This is a genomic window from Achromobacter sp. 10T422 (genome assembly GCF_056394065.1).
In genome coordinates this window covers 42,259-59,656 of the sequence record NZ_JBFTHD010000010.1, presented here as the reverse complement: position 1 = coordinate 59,656, position 17,398 = coordinate 42,259, and the positions used below count along the sequence as shown (strand labels likewise).

The following is a 17,398-nucleotide window of genomic DNA, read 5'->3' as shown; positions in this document are numbered from 1 at the left end:
GCGTCCTGCTCACGCCGCGCCGCCACGTCGCAATGCCGATTCATCTTCGGTCTGATCCCACAGCGCAGACAGGTCTCGGTGAGCAATCACCGTCAGCAATACCATCAGGGCGGCAGTCGCCCAGACGCCTGCGCCAAGCGTCACGTCCACAAGACTCACCAGCTTGATGATCGCCACCAGAATCCCAAAAATGGCCACCTCGACCATGCTCCAGGGACGCAAGATCGCCAGCGCCCTCAACGCCCGGGAAAAGCCCGGTGCGCGACGGCCAACCCGCGCATAGCTCAGCACCCATGTCAGCAAGGCGATCTGGGCAAGCGGCACCAAGATCATCACTAGGCCTGCAACGATGGCAAGGGGCGCCACGCTTCCCTGGGCCAAGGCCCAAGCGAATTCCCACAACGTCGCCTGCCGGTGCGTGCCATTCAGGCTGATGCGGACGATGGGGCAAACGTTTGCGATCAGAAATACGACAGCCGTCGTCATGGTCAATGCCAGCCATCGGTCTGCATCCAGCGGGTTGGCGCGCTCAAGCACGGCGTCGCATCGACGGCAACGCGCGACCTCGCCTGCCGCCAGCGTGCAACGCCGGTACACGCTGTCGCAATGCTCGCAGGCCACCAGGTGTGGGTAAATGTTCATATCGTTGGCGGCATAACGCTGCGCCGGCTGCTGCTGCTGCGGCGGCGGCGGCGGCTGCTGCGATTGCCTTGCGCAGGCCTGCCCATGAAAGCCGTCTGACGCAGACGCCGGGCCTTAGGGGCGGATATGGGTAATCTTCGAGCCCTCAAGCCCCATACCCGCCATCAACCCTTGGGCGCCGAAGGGCACGGCAAACACTTCCTGAGACAAGGTTGTCGTCGACAAGGTGGAAGCAATGGATTTATCCCAAGCCACCAGGCTGGGGCCACTGCCCAACGCCCAGCCGTCACTCTTCTCCAGATAGTTCAGCGACTTCTGGTTCATGAAGAAAAGCGCATAGCCAAAGGTCTGGGCGCCGGCTTGAAGCCCCAAGGACACCGCAGAGATTTCGTAGTAACCGATAGGCTCCTTGCCCTTGAACAAGGCGCCTTGCCCATGCTCGCCGCCCACCACGAAGCCCGCTTTATAGATCTTGGGAAAAACCAAGACGGCCACCGCTTTGTCGCCCAGTTCTTTCGTGCTGGGTTCGACCGCGTAAAGGTGCTTCAGCGCATTGGCGGATTCATTGCGAATCGCGAGTGCAGAATCGGCGAAGGCCACGCCTGATGGCAGCAGCAAGGCGGCGAACGCTAGCAAGGCCGACCGCAGGCAACGCGCAAACGGGCGTCGAAAAGATTTCAGCTTTTTATGACTTGCCATGAACTTGGAAAACCCTGATTTGGTTGTACGCGCGCTCCGCCAACGATGTGTGTGCGTGGCTGGCCGTAGCGCGACGTACTCTATACGTACGTCTCAGGGCAAGCTTGCCATTTGATGCCAACCAGGGGCTTCAAACACCCGAATACATGACCCGGCCCGCGGTGGGCATCGGGGCTCGCAGGATGGACCCTGACTCGGACTCGGTGATGTAAAGCGTTTTGCGGTCCGGGCCGCCGAAGGCAACATTGGTCGTCAATGCCCCGAGCGGCGAATTGATGCGCAACATGGGCTCGCCCCGGTTGCTGAACAACCAGACCGCGCCCAGCCCCACATGCGCCACGGCCAGATTGCCGTCTTCATCGATGGCCAGGCCGTCCGGCCCGCCTCCGCCGGACATCTGGATGAAGGTTCCGACTTTGGTCACCTGCCCCTCGCGAGTGAGCGGGACGCGCCAGATGGCGTTTGCCCGCGTTACCGCCACATAGAGCACCGATTCGCTGGGGTCCAGCACCAGACCGTTGGGGCTGGGGATATTGTCCAACAGGCAATCAACACGGCCGTCGGCCCGACGCCGGAATACCCGGCCGGTCTGGTCGTGCCAGCCGGTCAGGCCTTGATCGGTGAAATACAGATCGCCGTTAGACGCGAACACCAGGTCGTTCACGGCCTTCAGACGCTCAAGGTGCACCCGTTCAAGCACGGGCGTTGCCTTGCCCGTTTCGGGATCAAGCTGCATGATGCCGCGCGCATAGTCCGCAATGAAGATGCGCCCGTCCCGGTGGATCTTCAGGCCATTGGGTTCGCCGTCGTATTCGGCGATCAATTCGAACCCGCCCTGCGTGTCCACCCGGAACACGCGGCCCCAAGGCACATCCACGCAATACAGACGCCCTTGTGCGTCAAAAGACGGCCCCTCCAGCAGGGAATGAGGCGGCTGGTTACCCGGCTGGTAGCGATGCCACTCGGACGTGCCTTCCGGCTTGCGGAAGGCGTCGGGCAGGCGGGCAAAGACTTCGGCTTGAATGGCAGGCGGTGCGGCGTACATGGTTTCCCGGCAACTGGTTTATGGCTGGTGGACGGCAACGATTTCTACGCGGGCCGCTCAAGAAATGCGGTCGGTCGTGCCAACGAACTCCAGGGGGCAATAGAAGCCGCCATGGAACTGGGCGGCGATGGGGTCCTCGGGTACGTTCTGGGCGAGTATTTCCGCGGCGAAAACTTCGGAGTCGTCTTGCGGCTCGTACCCCAGGAATTTGACGTTGGAGTTGTCCCACCGGTTGCGCAGGTTGTTCGACGCGCCATAGACCACAACGAAGTGATAGGACTCGTGCTCGATGCAGCGGCGCGCCAACTGCGCCATGTCCCGGTGGCTGAGCCAGGTCAGGAGCTGGCGTGCTTCGCTTGGGCGGTCGGGCGTGCGGAATGTGCCGATGCGCAGGCAGGCAACCGACATGCCGTACTTGTCGGCATACATCCTGCCCAGGGCCTCGCCAAACACTTTCGAGACGCCGTACAGCGAGTCCGGCCGGGGTTCCACACTGTTGTCCAGAAATTTTTCCCTGCGGTGGTAACCCACGGCATGGTTCGAACTGGCGAAAATGACGCGCGGCACGTGTTGGCGGCGAGCCGCCTCGAACACGTTGTAGCAGCCGTCGATGTTCATCGGCAGAATCTTGTCCCACGTGTCCACGCCGGGAATCCCGGCCAGGTGGACGACGCAATCGATGCCTTCCATGCAACGCGCAACCGAATCCATGTCGCGCACATCGATCGTGCAGATTTCCTCGCCTGCTTGCGCGGGCTCCTGTTCGGCAATATCGGCCAGGCGCAGCAAGGCATAGCGGCCGCGCAGATGTGCGCGCAGGCATTTGCCTATGTTCCCTGCCGCGCCCGTGATCAGCACCCGCAGGTTTTCAGGTTGGTTGAAATGAGTCATCGGCTTTCCTGTTTTTTCCGGCGGGGCGGAGTCGTGGATCATTTTTTGGTGTTGGCTTTGGCTTCGATCACGGCGTCATAGAGCGCCTGGCCGCCCGGCGCATCGCCGACCAGCTTTTTCACGACGGGCCGGGTTGCCTGCACCAGGGAGTCAATGTCGCTCGGATGAACCACCGTGACGCCCTTTGCCGCCATGGTCTTCATCCCGTCGTCGTAGACCTTCTTGTAATAGTCGCGGGCATAGGCCATGGCTTCATCGGCAGACTCCTTCACGATTTTCCGGTCGTTCTCGGAAAGGGAATCCCAACGCGTCTTCGACATGACCAGCAGCGCCGGATGGATATTGATGTGCGTCATGTTGAAGTACTTGGACACCTCGATGAACTTGTCCGACACGAATTGATCCGGCGTGGTCTCGCCGCCGTCGATCACCTTCTGCTGCAGCGCCAGGTACAGCTCGGAATACGCCATCGGGGTGGCCTGTGCGCCCAGGGTCTTGTAGCTTTCGACGTATCCCGGCGACTGGATGACGCGGATTTTCATGCCTTTCAAGTCGCCAGCGGAATTGATGGCACGGTTGCCAAAGACGTTGCGTTCAATGGCGGAAAACCAGCCCAGGCCGACAAGGCCATACTTGGGAAGGATGGCCATGAACTTGTCGCCAACGGGTCCGGCCAGGATCTCATTGGCTTGCTGGACGTTGTCGAACAGAAACGGCGTGTCAAAAACCAGGAACTCTTTCACCACATTGTTCAGGGCCGGTTGCCCGGTAACGAACAGGTCCGTCGCGCCGGCCACGGCGCCTTGAATCATCGTGAGTTCCCCGCCCAACTGTGAGTGCGGGAACACCGTGACGTTGATCTTGCCGTTCGATTTCTCTTTGAGGATATCGGCAAATTTCTGGGTGCCGACATGGAACGGGCTGTCCGTGGTCAGTGTGTGCCCCACATCCATGTTCAATGCATGAGTGGGCGCCGACAGCAGCAACAGGCTGAGGGCTCCCGTACCAATGATCTTCTTGAGCATGCTCATTTTTGTCTCCTGGGTGACTTCCAGATTTATGATTTTTTTTAATTCGCACCGGGCGGCGGCCCGGTGCGGCTGCCTACAGAAACGCGGTACTGAGGATGGGCACGTACGAAATGATCATGATGTCCACGACCAACACCGCCAGGAAGAGGACCAGGTAGCGGGCCAACTGATGCATCTTCAGCTGGGCAACCTCGCACACCACGAACAGATTCACGCCCACTGGCGGCGTCACCATTCCAACTGCCAGGTTGGTGATCACGATCATGCCGAAATGGATCGGGTCGATGCCGAAGGCCACGCTGATGGGCGCCAGGATCGGCACAATGATCAGGATTGCCGCCAGCGCTTCGATGAACATGCCGACGACGAACAACATGACGTTCACCAGCAGCAGGAAAACGATGGGGTTGGTGGTCATCGAACCCAGCATGGCGGCAACGCGCTGCGGCACCTGGTTAATGGTCAGCAGGTAGGCAAACACCGCGGCAAAAGCGACGATCAGCAAGATGATCGCGGACATCACCGCGGCCCGGCCGAAGATGATGGGCAAATTCTTGAGGGTGATTTCCTTGTAGACGAACATCCCCAGCGCCAGGCCGTACAGCACCGCAACGCAAGAGGCTTCGGTAGGCGTGAACAAGCCGCCATAGATGCCGCCGAGAATGATGACGGGCATCATCAGTGCCAACATCGCGTCCCGCAAGGCCGTCAGCACGCCAGTTGTCCAGTCCTTCAGGCTCATCACACGCACGGCGTCAAAGCCTTTGATGCTGGCGATCACGCAAACCGTCAGGATCAGCGACAAGGCAATCAAGAGCCCCGGAAGAATGCCCGCGATGAACAGCGCACCGACCGACACATTAGCCGTCAGTGCATAGACCACCATGGGAATGGACGGCGGGATGATGGCCCCCAGTTCCCCGGACGACGCCGCAATCGACGCGGCGAAGGCTCGTGGATAGCCCTTTTTCTCCATTTCGGGGATCAGCACCGAGCCAATTGCCGCAGTGGTTGCGGACGACGACCCGGACACGGTGGCAAACAGCAAGGACGTGAGCACGGCGACGGCGCCCAAGCCGCCTCGAATCCAGCCGACGAACGCATTGGCCAACTGAACCAGCCTTCGCGCGACGCCGCCCGACTGCATGAGATGGCCCGCAAGAATGAAGAATGGCACGGCCATCAGGCTGAATGAATCCAGCGCCTGGAAGGCCATCTGCACCACCATCAGTAGCGACCGGTCACCCGATTGCAATGCCATCGCCGCAGACAGCCCCAGCGCGGTCATGATCGGCGCGCCGATCAGCATGATCAGAAAAAACGACAAGCCAAGCACGAGAATCATATTGCCCCCTCGACACTGTTCTTGATTTCCATGGCCTCTTCCATTTCCGCTGATTCACGTTGTGGCGATTCCACATTCAGCAGCTCTTTGGCCGCATTGGTCAGCGTGTTCGCACACATGAGCAGGCAGCCGATCGCCATACATGCATAGACATAGGCCATGGGCATTTCCATCGCGGGCGACCATTGCTTCATGCCCAGTTCAATCAGCCGTGTGGATTTCCATACCAGCAGCACCGCCAGCGCCAGGGTCAGCAGATGGGACACAAACCGCAGCCAGCGGGCAAGCCGCTCGGGGACCAGGCTGGCGAAGACGTCGACCCCGATCAGGCGCAGGTGGTAGGCGGCCACCGCGCCGCCAATGAAGACGCTTCCGACCATCAGGAAGCGCGCAAGCTCTTCGGCCCATGGCGTGGACACCGAGATGCCGGTGTAGGTGTAAAGCAGCCGGGCTAAAACAGAAATGGAAACGGCAACGATCATGCCGAAGAGAAAAAGCCCGGCGACTTTTTCTGCGGCGTTGTTGATGGACTCCATGGTTCGTTGCACCGCCCGGAACGTGCTGTGGGATGCAGAGTGTTCGTTCATCGTGCCTCCCCGTGTTGCTTGTCTTGTCTCATCACCTCTCCCCTTTTTTTTTGGCAGGGAACTGCATTGCAGATTTTTATTGTTGGCGTCATTTATAAATGCCGCGCTTGCTGGGTATGGGGTGTCAGTGGGCCACCTCTTCATCCGCCAGAATTCGCGCGGCTTTCAGCAGTGCCGTTTCGTAACGTCGCTGTTCGACCGCCACTTGCTCGGGCGTCCATTGGTAGAAGCCGCGCAACGAAGGCGATTTCACGCCGATGTCGCCGTTGGCGACCAGTTTGCGCATGTAGGCGCTGGGCTCCTGGTCGGTGCGCAAGTACGGATACATCGTCGTCGCCGCCGCGCAATGGATGTCGATACCCGCCAGATCTTTTTGCAGCAGCGGGCCGGCCGCGATGTACCGAAAGCCGAACCCATAGCGCACGGCAGCGTCTACGTCTTGCGCCGAGGCGAAGCCCTCTTCGACGAGAGCGATTGCCTCGCGCATCAGCGCATGCTGAATGCGGTTGGCCAGAAAACCCGGGATATCGCGCTTGACGCGGATCGGCTTTTTGCCGACCGCCAGCATGATGGCGCTGACGTCATCGGCGGTCGACGCATCGGACGCCTCGCTGCAAACCACCTCCACTGCCGGCACAAGATGGGCGGGCATGAAAAAGTGCAGCCCGAGCATCCGGCTCTGGGTCGCCAGGCCTTTCGCGATCTGGCTGATGGGAAAGCTTGATGAATTGCTGGTCAATGGAATCGGGGCTGGGCACAGCGTTTCGAGTTCGGCAAAGACTGCCTGCTTGAGTGCGAGATCCTCGAATACGCATTCAATGACGATATCGACATCGGCCCAGTCCACATGGATCAGCGCACTATGAATGGATGGCGGTGATTGACGCCCATCGGTGCCAAGCGCCTGCGCGGCAGCTTCCACTTTTCCGGGCAAGGCAAGCCGCGCCGCCGCATCCGACTCGACAACATGAACGCGCCACCCCGCCACATTGAACATGGCGGCCACCGCGCAACCCATGGTTCCTCCGCCCACCACCACCACTTTTTTGATGCTGCTCATCGCTTGTTCCTGGTTAGGTGCCTGGTCAACTGCTGCACCACAATTTACAGAGGCGGTAGCGATTGGTAAAATTCAAAGAAACGAATAGAGTTTTCAAAAATATCAATAGTTCGTCAGTTGGCGTACCAACACGKAGACCGGTAATGCTGGGTGATCTCAAGCAGTTGCGCGCCTTCCTCGCGATCGCCCGCCTGGGAAACTTCACCCGGGCCGCCTACGAACTGCACATCTCCCAGTCGGCGCTGACCATCCAGATCCAGCAGCTTGAAAAGCACTTGCGCACGGAACTGTTCGACCGCAATCGCAGAAGCGTGACGCTGACGCCGCATGGCCAGGAACTGTTCCCGCGAATCGAACGCTTAGTCGCTGAAATTGAAGACCTGGTCACCCATGCCCGAGAGGCAACCGATCCCGATCGTGGCACCGTGACGGTGGCGGCCCTGCCGTCGGTGGCTGCAGGCCTGCTGCCCCGTGCGATTCATCGGCTGAATCGCGACTATCCCCGCATTACCGTCCGTATCCGAGACACCGTGGCCGCTCGCCTGACCTACATGATCCGAAACGGAGAGGTCGATTTTGGTGTTGGCAGCCCGGTTAAACGCGATCCGGAGCTGGTCTGGGAGAAGTTGATGACCGACCGCTTCTGCGCCTTTGTGGCGCCGGATTACCCGTGGACGAAGCGGAACTCTGTGAAATTCAAGGACCTGGCCGGCCCGCCGCTTATTCTGCCGGTAAGGGAAAGCAGCATCCGCATGCACATTGAGGCCGCGGCCGACAAGAACAAGATTTCGCTGCCCGCGGCATACGAGGCCGTCTATAACTCGACCATCACGGCGATGGCGGCGCAGGGGCTCGGGGTGGCCATCCTTTCAGAGCTGGTGGTGCGAGGAGACGACACCACGCGCCTGCGGCGCATTGCGATCGAAGATCCTCCGCTGTATCGATACATCGGCATCTTGCGGCGGGCGGGCCGCTCGCTGTCCAGACCGGCCGAGTTGCTCATAGGCGCGTTGCGGGAAGCGGCAAGCGCGGACTGATTCGCCAAATTGAATATCGCGTTTCAAGGGCGACATGTTGTCGTGCTGTCGCGGAGTGCAGTCAGACTCCTTAATTCGCAGCGCCCTGCGCCCGCACGAGCGAATAGGCGATGTAGTACTTGTAGATGTTGCTGACATACTGAACGGTTTCCCGGCCGATGCGCTGGGCGGCGACGCGTTCCACGTTGTCGAACCACACGTTCGGGTCCAGTCCTTTTTCGGCAGCTTCCTTGCGCAGCTGACTGATCCGTCCGGGTCCGGCGTTATAGGCAGCAAACGCGAACAAGCCCTTGTTCAGTTCCGTCATGGGCTCTTTGGCGTAGTACTGGTCAATCATGAAACGGATGTATTTCACGCCGCCGTGAATGTTTTCTTCTTCGCGGCGGATGTCTCCCACGTCCAGGTCTTTGCCCGTGGCGGGCATGATCTGCATGACACCCACCGCGCCCACCGAACTCTTGGCCTGTTGATCCAGCCGCGACTCTTGATAGCCTTGCGCCATCATCAACAGCCAGTCAATGCTGTACTGATCGCTGTACTTGCGGAAGAACTCTGCCAACCGGTGGAATTTATCGATTTCCTTCGGGTCCGTCGCGCCCTCCACCCACTGAACGGACTTCAAGTACTTGGTCAGTTGCTGGTTGCCGAAAGACGTGCCAACGCGGTTCTTCTCCATGAAGGGATTCAGCGTGGCGGCCAGCTTGGGCGAACCCTTCCGGAAGGCGAAGGCGATGTCATTGCCCGTAGCCACTTCCAGGTTTTCATACACCCGTATCTGCGGAAAGATCTGCTTCCAGAAATTCGCCAGATAGCGGTCGGACACGGTGTACTTCACCAAGTCAGCACTGACCATTTCCAGAATGTCGTCGGTTTCGAACACGCCAGGCGCATCGCGGACGATGGCGGGCTTCAAGCCCCTGGCTTCCAAATCCGTGTTCAGCTTTTTGACGCTGCCGTAATAGCTGCTGGCGGGGTTAATGAAGAGTTCCTGCCCGGCAAGGTCGTCCAGCGATGTCAACGCCGGCGCACCGGGCGCAGCGACGATGATTTCGGGCACGCCCTTTGCCAGGGGCGTACTGAAGTCMACTTGCTTCTGACGTTCTTCAGTCACCGTTAGATTGGCGGCGATGATGTCGCCTTTTCCTGCCAGCAAATCCGGGATCAGACGTTCTCGGGACGTGGGCAGAAAGACGACGTGAACCCGGACGTTCTTGTTCTTCAGTTGCCGGTTCAAGTCGTTATCGAACGCCGTCATCATTTCAGCAATGATGCCGCGCTGGGTGCCGCCCTGGTCCAGAAAATAAAGGGTTCTGTTGTAGGGCACCAGCACGCGGATCTGCCGGCGCTGAATCATCCCGTCCAGGTCGCCCGTCCAAGGCTTGATGTTATAGGCCAGCGTCAGGGGATCGGTCTTGGATGGCGGATCGGCCGCGTGGGACACGCCTGCGGATACGAGGGGCAAACATGCGGACAGCGCCAGCGCAATTAGACGGAACGACATGGCGCCTCCGAAGCGTGGGAACGATGAAGCTATCTCGTCAAGCAAACCCCAGGAATAACGTGTCAGACTGCAATTTGGAATTGCCCGCCGCATAGCGTGTCAGACTGCAATTTCAAAATGATATTGCAGTCTGACTCCGCGATTCACATTTATTGTGGCGACCTCGCTGAAGCATCCTGCCGGCGCACGCCGTCACGGTGGGCGCGGCTTAGGGCTTTCACCATGAATGCGTGGGAGCAACGTTGTCCGGTCTTCGAAAAGCCGCCCTTGCCCCAAAACCAGGCCCCGCCGGGTCGTGCTATCGATAAGACACCGATTCAATCCGATTGCGTCCCCGTTGCTTGGCGTAATACAGCGCGCGGTCACTGCGGCTGAGCGCCAGCTCTGCATCCTCGTCCTTCGTATGCAGCGCGGAAATGCCGATGCTGACCGTCAGCGGTATGTGCCGCCCACCCGATGAGTACGGCGTATCGGCGATCTGGCGCTGTACGTTTCGGGCGAACAGGTGTGCGTGTTCGATGTCGGTATCGGGCAGCACGACGGCGAACTCCTCGCCGCCGATGCGCCCCACCAGATCGGTGTCGCGCAACTGGGCGCGCAGCATATTCGCAAAATGCTGGAGCACCCCATCGCCGATGGCGTGGCCCCAGGTGTCGTTGATGTGCTTGAAGTGGTCCAGGTCGCACATCAGCACCGCCGACCCCAGGCCGCCGTGGCCCTTGATACGCGTGAGTTCTGCGGCGATGCGCGACATGAAATGGCGCCGGTTGGGCAAGGTTGTCAGCGCGTCCGTGGCGGCGAGCTCGCGCAGTTCGAGTTCAGCGCGCTTGCGGTCGGTGATATCCGTGACGAACCCGTGCCACACCACGCCACTGTCGGCGTCCCGCCGCGGGCTGGCGTCGCCCTGCCGCCACCGCACGCCCTGCTCCGGCAGGCAAACGCGAAACTCCATGTGCCAGGGCGTCAGCGCAGCGGCTGCCTTCTGCAGCGACGAGCGATAGGCGGCCAGGTCTTCGGGGTGGATGCGCTGTTCGATCGCGATGGTGCTGGCGCGCACATCGTCGGCGGTGAGTTCGAACATGTCCCAGATGCCAGCGCTGACATACGAAAACAACGAGCCGCCCTCGGGCACCGGCCGGCACTGGAAGACCAGGCCGGGTACGGCGTCGGTGAGGTTGACGACAAGGTCGGCCGTCTGTTTAAGCCGCTCCGACATGGCGCGCACCGCGCTGATGTCGGTGGTGGTGCCCATCATCCGCAGCGCCTTGCCCGCGTTGTCCCGGCTGATCACCTTGCCGCGGCTGCAAATCCACTTGTAGCTGCCGTCTTTGCAACGGATGCGGTGCTCAACTTCGTAGCTGTCGGTCTTGCCGTCGAAATGGTCCTGCATGACGGCGCGCACGTAGTCCAGGTCGTCAGGGTGCAGGCGGGTGTAGGCGTCTTCGATGCGCGTCGTCAGCTCCGATTCAGAATAGCCAAGCAAGGCCTTCCAGCCGGGCGAATAGGTGATTTCACCGGTCACCACATTGCGATCCCAGACGCCCGTGCCACTGCCCGCGATGGCCAGCGACAACTTTCGGGCCTCTTCGCGCCAGGGGTCTTCGCCCTCGCGCTCGCCCGACAGCGCATGGCGCTGTTCGATCGCCGTGGCCGCCAAGCCAGCCAGGTCTTTCAAGGCCAGGCTGTCTTCATCCGTAACGTCGCGCGCTTGCCCGTGCAGCAGTCGCAAACCGCCAAGCAGGCGCCCATCGGCGGCGCGCACCGGGCATTCGATGGACCAGGGTTGGGAGTCCGCGGGCGGCGTGCCGTCCACCGCCTGCCATGCAGCATCTGCATCGGTGCACGCAAGGATGGCCATGTCCACACTAAACAGCCGCCGGGCCAAGCGCGCCAACCGGGCTAGCGAGCCGTCAGGTTCACATTGCGCGCCGTCCGCGCGATCGCCAGGGGGTGGGGTTACATACGGATCACCGGTAACGGGCATTTCAGGGCCTGATCAATACGGCATTCACCGGTACCGCCGGGTTGCACGTGCCTGACATTTTGTCACGATCCGCACGGGAACAGCATCGTTTTGGAAGGTGTGGCCGCCACGCCGCACTTACGAGCGGAATGCGCTGCCCTTAGGCATAAGGCTTGCTGAGCAGAGCCACAGCCACGGCCCCCGCGGGGGAACCCCCTCTGGCCCACTCTGCAGTCATCGTCCTTCCGTTACACGGAAGACGACTGCCGCGCGCAATACAACGTGCCGAAGGCAACATTCCAAAGGAGATCCGCGATGAGCGAAAAAACTGCATTGTTAGGCTTGGCCGTCCTGCTTGGCGTCTTTTCAAACGTGCCGGCCGCGTTGGCGCAGGGCGCGCCGCAGTCGGTAACCGAAGTCCGCGTGGATGTTGCGAAGGTGGACGCGGGATACCGCGCATCGAAGATGAGCGGCTCCACCGTCTACAACAGCAAGAAGGAAAAGATCGGCACCGTCGACGACCTGATCCTGGGGCCTCCGGATTGGGTGCCGTACGCCGTCCTGTCGGTCGGCGGCATACTCGGCGTGGGTAATCACCTGGTCACGGTGCCCTTGGCACAAATGCAGGTTGCCGACGATCAGTTGGTGCTGCCGGAGGCAACCAAGGACACGCTGAAGGCGCTGCCCGAGTTCAAGTACATGAAATAGGGGCTGTGGGCGGCTGGCGTTTGATCTTGAACCAGATGGAGTACATGGCTGGCAGGAATACCAATGTCAGAACGGTTCCCGCCAGCGTGCCGCCAATCAGCGTGTAAGCCAGCGTTCCCCAGAAGACGGAATGGGTCAGCGGAATAAACGCCAGAATGGCCGCCAGCGCCGTCAAGACAACCGGGCGCGCTCGCTGCACCGTCGCTTCGACGACCGCATGGAACGGGTCCAGGCCCTCTTGCTCGTTATGGTGGATCTGCCCAATCAGGATCAAGGTGTTGCGCATCAGAATGCCTGACAGTGCCACCAAGCCGACCAGCGCGTTGATGCCGAAGGGCTGCTGAAAGAGAATCAACGTTGGCACCACGCCAATCAAACCAAGCGGGCTGGTCAGAAACACCATGACCATTGCCGAGATCGACCGCACCTGAAAGATGATGATGATCAGGGTGATCGCAAGCATGATGGGAAATAGCGGCAGCATGGCTTTGGTCGCTTTGCCTGACTCTTCAATCGACCCGGCCTGATCAATGCGGTAGCCGCTTGGCAGTTTGTCCACGATGGGCTGTAGCTGCTGGGTGATGGCGGCGGACACATCCGGCGGTTGCAGGCCATCGGCAATATCGCCGCGCACGGTAATCGTAGGCGTGCGATCGCGGCGGCGCATGATCGGTTCTTCCATGCGCACATCCACCACGCCCACTTGCGACAGCGGGATGCGCTGCCCATTGGCGCCCGCCAAGGTGAAGTCCGCAATCTTGGCCGGGTCAAGCCGGATGCCGCCGGCAGCGCGAGCCACCACCTGCACCGAGCGGATGTCTTCACGAACCGCGGTGACCGTCACCCCGCTTAGCAAGAATTGCAGCTGCTGCGCCACCGCGCTGGACGTCAGGCCCAACGCCTGCAAACGATCTTGCTGCAAGGTGAAGTGCATGGTTGGGGTGCGCGTGCCCCAATCAGCGTTAACGGTACGCATCATCGGGCTGGCCGCCAACACCTGCTGCACGTCAGCCGCAATGCCACGCAGCGTATTGACGTCAGGACCGGTAACCCGATAGGCCACCGGGAATGGCGAATATGGACCGAATACGAGTTGAGTGACACGCACTCGGGCCTCGGATGCGAGCCCCCCCGCTATGGCCTGGCGCAAGCGCATCTTCAATGCGTCCCGCGCGTCTTGGCTATCTGTACGGATCACGATCTTGGCGAACGAGGGATCCGGCAGCTCCGGCCCCATGGCCAGATAGAAACGCGGCGCCCCCTGGCCGACGTAGGCGGTGACGATTTTCGATTCTTCCTGTTGGGCCAGCCACGCTTCCACCTTGGCGGTCGCGGCACTGGTCTGAGCGATGGATGTGCCATAGGGCATCTGCACTTCGACCAGCACTTCGGGGCGGTCAGAAATCGGGAAGAACTGCTTCTTCACCACGCCCATGCCAAGCACCGATAAAACGAAAAGGCCAACCACCGCCCCGGCGACCAGCCACTTGCGGGCGATGACGCGCGCAAGCACCCGACGAAAGCGGTTGTATCGCGGCGTGTTGTAGAGCGCATCGTGACCGCCCTGCACTTTTTTCATCTCGGGCAGCAGCTTGACCCCCAAGTACGGCGTGAACACCACCGCGACCACCCAGGATGCGATCAGCGCAATGCCGACGATCCAGAACATATTGCTGGTGTATTCCCCGGCGGTAGACGGCGCAAAGCCATTGGGCATGAAGCCCACGGCGGTGACCAGCGTGCCAGACAGCATGGGCGCCGCGGTATGGCTCCACGCATAGGCCGAGGCCGCCAGACGGCTGAAGCCCTCTTCCATTTTCACGACCATCATTTCAATGGCGATGATGGCGTCGTCCACGAGCAACCCTAGCGCCAGGATCAGTGAGCCCAACGTAATGCGGTCAAAATTCTTGCCCGTTGCCGCCATCACAATGAAGACGGCCGCCAGCGTCAGCGGCACGGCGGCCGCAACGACGATCCCCACGCGCCACCCCATGCTGACAAAGCACACCAGCATCACCACGAGCAGCGCGGCGAAGAACTTGATCATGAATTCGTCGACCGCCGAACTGATGTTCACGGCTTGGTCTGTCACCTTCGAGAGGCTCATTCCCAACGGCATTTCGGCATTGATGGCGCCTACCTCACGGTCAAGCGCCTTGCCCAGATCCAATCCGTTCCAACCGTCGCGCATGACAATGCCCAACAGCAAAGCGGGTTCACCGCCGTTGCGAATCATGAACGTCGACGGGTCTTCATATCCGCGTTCGACGTTAGCGATATCCGACAGTTTCAGCGTGCGGCCATTGGCCATCACCGGCGTATCGCGGATCTTCTGCAGCTCGTCGAAGGCGCCATCAAGCCGAATGAATATCTGCGGGCCTTTGGTTTCCACCGAGCCCGCGGGCGTCAAGGCATTCTGGCTATTGAGCGCAGCAAACACATCTTGCGGACTGAGGCCCAGCGTGGCCAGCCGCTCATGCGAGAACTCGACATAGATGCGTTCGGCCTGCTCGCCAATGATGTTGACTTTCTTCACACCGGCCACGTGCAGCAGCCGCTGGCGCATCGTCTCGGCCTCGCGTACCAACATGCGTTGCGGCTCGCCCTTGGCCTTGAGCGCAAACAGCGCAAACGTGACGTCGGCATATTCATCGTTGACCATGGGGCCGATCACGCCAGGGGGTAGGCTGGCGGCCTCGTCCCCTACCTTCTTGCGGGCCTGATAGAACTGCTCCTGCACTTCCGATGGCGGCGTGCTGTCAAGCAGGGTTAGCGTCGTGAACGCCAGCCCAGGTCGGGTATAGGTTTCGGTGCGCTCATACCAGCGCAATTCCTGCATGCGCTTTTCGATCTTCTCGGCGACTTGATCCTGCATTTCTTGCGCGGTGGCGCCCGGCCAGGCCGTGACGATGGTCATCACCTTGACCGTAAACGCAGGGTCTTCGGCACGGCCCAGCTTGAAGAAAGAAATGAGCCCCGCCAGCGATATCAGGCAAATCAGAAACAGGGTGACAGAGCGTTCACGTACGGCGAGCGCGGATAAGTTGAAACGGCCTTCGCTCACGGACGCGCTCCCGCGGCGGCGGCAGTGGCCTGGCCCCCGACCCGCACCAATTCGCCTTCGCGCAACAGATGGGCGCCAAGCGCGACGATCTTGTCTCCCGGCTTGAGCTCCCCGGTCACCCGGGCGCTATCGTCCTCCAGCCGTTGAACCGTGACCGGCTGCCAGGTGACTTTGGCTGGCTCGCCTTTGATGACCCACACCCCCGGGCTGGCGCCCGCATCGAACAAGGAACCCATGGGCACCTGCACCGCGCTAAGCGCCGAGGAAGCGCCATTCGAGATCTGGATCGTGACGGTCGTTCCCAACGGGGCATTGGCAAGTGCCCCTTCAAGCACATATCGGGCTTCGAACGTGCGGGTCAGGCGGTCTGCGGCGTCAGAAAGTTGCCGAAGCGTCGTCGGCGCCGTCACCCCCTCCTTGCCAAAAAGCGTCGCTTGGCCGGTGGAGCCCACTTCGGGGCGCAGGGTTTCCGGCAACTGGACAATGGCTTCGCGGCTGCCTGCATGCGCCAAACGAACCACCACCTGCCCGGTACTGACCACCTGGCCAGGTTCAGCCAGCGTGTCGATGATGACGCCGTCCGCATCGGCCAACAGCTCCGTGTACCGCATCGCGTTGCGGGCGACTTCTGCCTGCGCCTGCGCCACTTTGAGCTGAGCGCTGGCGGAATCGGACGCGGCTTTGATCTGGTCGTAGGCAGAGGCCGATATGGCGCCCGTTCCCCGCAGATCGCGATAACGAAGTTCGTCCTGTGCGGTTTGCTGCGCGCGCGCCCGCGCCGCCGTCACGGCTTCTTGCTGCGCTTGCGCGGCCAGTTTCAAGTCGACAGGGTCGATGCGCATCAGCGGCTGACCCCTTTTGACGGTTTGACCCGTGTCGACCAGCCGTTCGAGCACCTTGCCCGAAACACGAAACCCCAAATCACTTTGCACCCGGGCCGCCACGGCCCCCGTGAACGAGCGCTCCACAGCCCCCGCCCCTTGAACGACGGCTACCCGTACTAACGGCGCTTCCGTGCGCGGATCGGTTTGAGAGGTGTCACCGCACGCGGCCAGCACAAGCGGCAACGAGCAGATGGCGGTGGAAATAGAAAGGCGCCGGAGCATGGGAGTCCCATCGACGAAATGAACAGGGCTCCCATTTTGGTTCTAGTGACTATTTTAGTCAACGGTCACAATACAATTTTCTTACGGGGACAGGCTACGAAGGATCAGGCTGGACAGTTGAGCAGGCGCTTCATCGGTGTAGTCGAAGCTGTGCTGCAAGATCAGCGGATTGAGGTACGGCCGCATGACCAGGAAGATCGCCGTCGACGTTTCGTCCAGCGGCGTTTTGCGCTCGAAATCCCCAGACTGGCGCCCTTCCTGCAAGATGTCTTGAAGCAGCTTCCGGATGCGGCCTTCATAGGCGACGGCCGACTGCCAGTTCTCGGTGGCTGCGGACGCTGCAATCTCGTAGAGCTTGCGATCCCGGAAAAACAGCCGCAGGCTCGCCTCCACAATGGCCTTAAACATGCGGCGAAGCTTCTCGGGGGGCCGGTCGGCTTCTTCCACTGCCGCCCTGACCTCTGCCTCAATTTCGCGCAAGCAGTTGGCGCAAATCATCTCGCCAATGGCTTGCTTGGAAACGAAGAACTTATAGATGTAGGCCTTGGAAATGCCAATGGCCTTGGCAAGGTCGGATACGGTCGTTTTTTCATACCCGTACAGACTGAAATGCTCAGTGGCCGCCGTCACGATCTGATCGCGCACATCATGGTCCGCCGGGCCGCGGGCGGAAACGGGATAAGAGGTGGTCTTGTTCATGGGATGAAGCTTACCCC

Annotated in this window: 15 protein-coding genes; 2 read left to right on the top strand and 13 right to left on the bottom strand. The window is 60.8% G+C overall.

Annotated features, from left to right (window positions below):
* Window positions 1-9: 9 nt before the first annotated feature.
* The 8 genes from AC1DB0_RS25445 to AC1DB0_RS25410 form a co-directional block, all read right to left on the bottom strand.
* Window positions 10-642, bottom strand: a complete 633-nt coding sequence (locus AC1DB0_RS25445; RefSeq protein WP_476758218.1) for a paraquat-inducible protein A — start codon at window positions 640-642, stop codon at window positions 10-12.
* 114 nt (window positions 643-756) lie between these two features.
* The gene (locus tag AC1DB0_RS25440; RefSeq protein ID WP_454668776.1) at window positions 757-1,278 is read right to left on the bottom strand and encodes a lipid-binding SYLF domain-containing protein; all 522 of its coding nucleotides are present in this window, start codon (window positions 1,276-1,278) and stop codon (window positions 757-759) included.
* Window positions 1,279-1,471: 193 nt separating this feature from the next.
* Complete coding sequence (locus tag AC1DB0_RS25435) at window positions 1,472-2,386, bottom strand: SMP-30/gluconolactonase/LRE family protein (protein WP_054428006.1); 915 nt, start codon at window positions 2,384-2,386, stop codon at window positions 1,472-1,474.
* Window positions 2,387-2,443: 57 nt separating this feature from the next.
* A complete protein-coding gene (locus AC1DB0_RS25430) occupies window positions 2,444-3,277 on the bottom strand; it encodes an NAD-dependent epimerase/dehydratase family protein (protein ID WP_476758217.1) in 834 nt (277 codons plus the stop codon).
* Window positions 3,278-3,315: 38 nt separating this feature from the next.
* Window positions 3,316-4,308 (bottom strand): TRAP transporter substrate-binding protein, encoded by a 993-nt coding sequence (locus AC1DB0_RS25425; protein ID WP_476758216.1) that lies wholly within the window; start codon window positions 4,306-4,308, stop codon window positions 3,316-3,318.
* 73 nt (window positions 4,309-4,381) lie between these two features.
* The gene (locus tag AC1DB0_RS25420) at window positions 4,382-5,653 is read right to left on the bottom strand and encodes a TRAP transporter large permease (protein WP_346551964.1); all 1,272 of its coding nucleotides are present in this window, start codon (window positions 5,651-5,653) and stop codon (window positions 4,382-4,384) included.
* Window positions 5,650-6,240 (bottom strand): TRAP transporter small permease, encoded by a 591-nt coding sequence (locus tag AC1DB0_RS25415; RefSeq protein WP_054428010.1) that lies wholly within the window; start codon window positions 6,238-6,240, stop codon window positions 5,650-5,652. The genes AC1DB0_RS25420 and AC1DB0_RS25415 overlap by 4 nt, the downstream gene beginning before the upstream one ends.
* Window positions 6,241-6,364: 124 nt before the next feature.
* Complete coding sequence (locus AC1DB0_RS25410; RefSeq protein WP_476758214.1) at window positions 6,365-7,300, bottom strand: 3-hydroxyacyl-CoA dehydrogenase family protein; 936 nt, start codon at window positions 7,298-7,300, stop codon at window positions 6,365-6,367.
* Window positions 7,301-7,443: 143 nt separating this feature from the next.
* On the opposite strand from AC1DB0_RS25410, the gene AC1DB0_RS25405 reads away from it, so the two are divergent.
* Window positions 7,444-8,337, top strand: a complete 894-nt coding sequence (locus AC1DB0_RS25405) for a LysR family transcriptional regulator (RefSeq protein ID WP_054428012.1) — start codon at window positions 7,444-7,446, stop codon at window positions 8,335-8,337.
* A 70-nt stretch (window positions 8,338-8,407) separates the two neighbouring features.
* Here the strand turns inward: AC1DB0_RS25405 and AC1DB0_RS25400 are convergent, their stop codons facing one another.
* Together AC1DB0_RS25400 and AC1DB0_RS25395 are read right to left on the bottom strand one after the other, a co-directional pair.
* Window positions 8,408-9,838, bottom strand: a complete 1,431-nt coding sequence (locus AC1DB0_RS25400; RefSeq protein WP_476758213.1) for an MltF family protein — start codon at window positions 9,836-9,838, stop codon at window positions 8,408-8,410.
* A 298-nt stretch (window positions 9,839-10,136) separates the two neighbouring features.
* Window positions 10,137-11,696, bottom strand: coding sequence for a sensor domain-containing diguanylate cyclase (locus AC1DB0_RS25395; RefSeq protein WP_476758212.1), 1,560 nt, complete (start codon window positions 11,694-11,696; stop codon window positions 10,137-10,139).
* Window positions 11,697-12,116: 420 nt separating this feature from the next.
* Between AC1DB0_RS25395 and AC1DB0_RS25390 the strand changes: the two genes are divergently transcribed.
* Complete coding sequence (locus tag AC1DB0_RS25390; RefSeq protein ID WP_054428017.1) at window positions 12,117-12,509, top strand: PRC-barrel domain-containing protein; 393 nt, start codon at window positions 12,117-12,119, stop codon at window positions 12,507-12,509.
* Here AC1DB0_RS25390 and AC1DB0_RS25385 read toward each other — a convergent pair.
* From AC1DB0_RS25385 to AC1DB0_RS25375, 3 genes are all read right to left on the bottom strand, one after another.
* Window positions 12,493-15,576 carry an efflux RND transporter permease subunit gene (locus AC1DB0_RS25385; RefSeq protein ID WP_476758211.1) on the bottom strand — a complete coding sequence of 1,028 codons (3,084 nt, stop codon included), beginning with the start codon at window positions 15,574-15,576 and terminating at the stop codon, window positions 12,493-12,495. The two genes, AC1DB0_RS25390 and AC1DB0_RS25385, sit on opposite strands and share 17 nt — an antisense overlap.
* On the bottom strand, window positions 15,573-16,682 hold the full coding sequence (locus AC1DB0_RS25380; protein ID WP_175168519.1) for an efflux RND transporter periplasmic adaptor subunit: 1,110 nt from the start codon (window positions 16,680-16,682) through the stop codon (window positions 15,573-15,575). The genes AC1DB0_RS25385 and AC1DB0_RS25380 overlap by 4 nt, the downstream gene beginning before the upstream one ends.
* Window positions 16,683-16,763: 81 nt before the next feature.
* Window positions 16,764-17,381, bottom strand: coding sequence for a TetR/AcrR family transcriptional regulator (locus tag AC1DB0_RS25375; protein WP_447981548.1), 618 nt, complete (start codon window positions 17,379-17,381; stop codon window positions 16,764-16,766).
* Window positions 17,382-17,398: the final 17 nt, after the last annotated feature.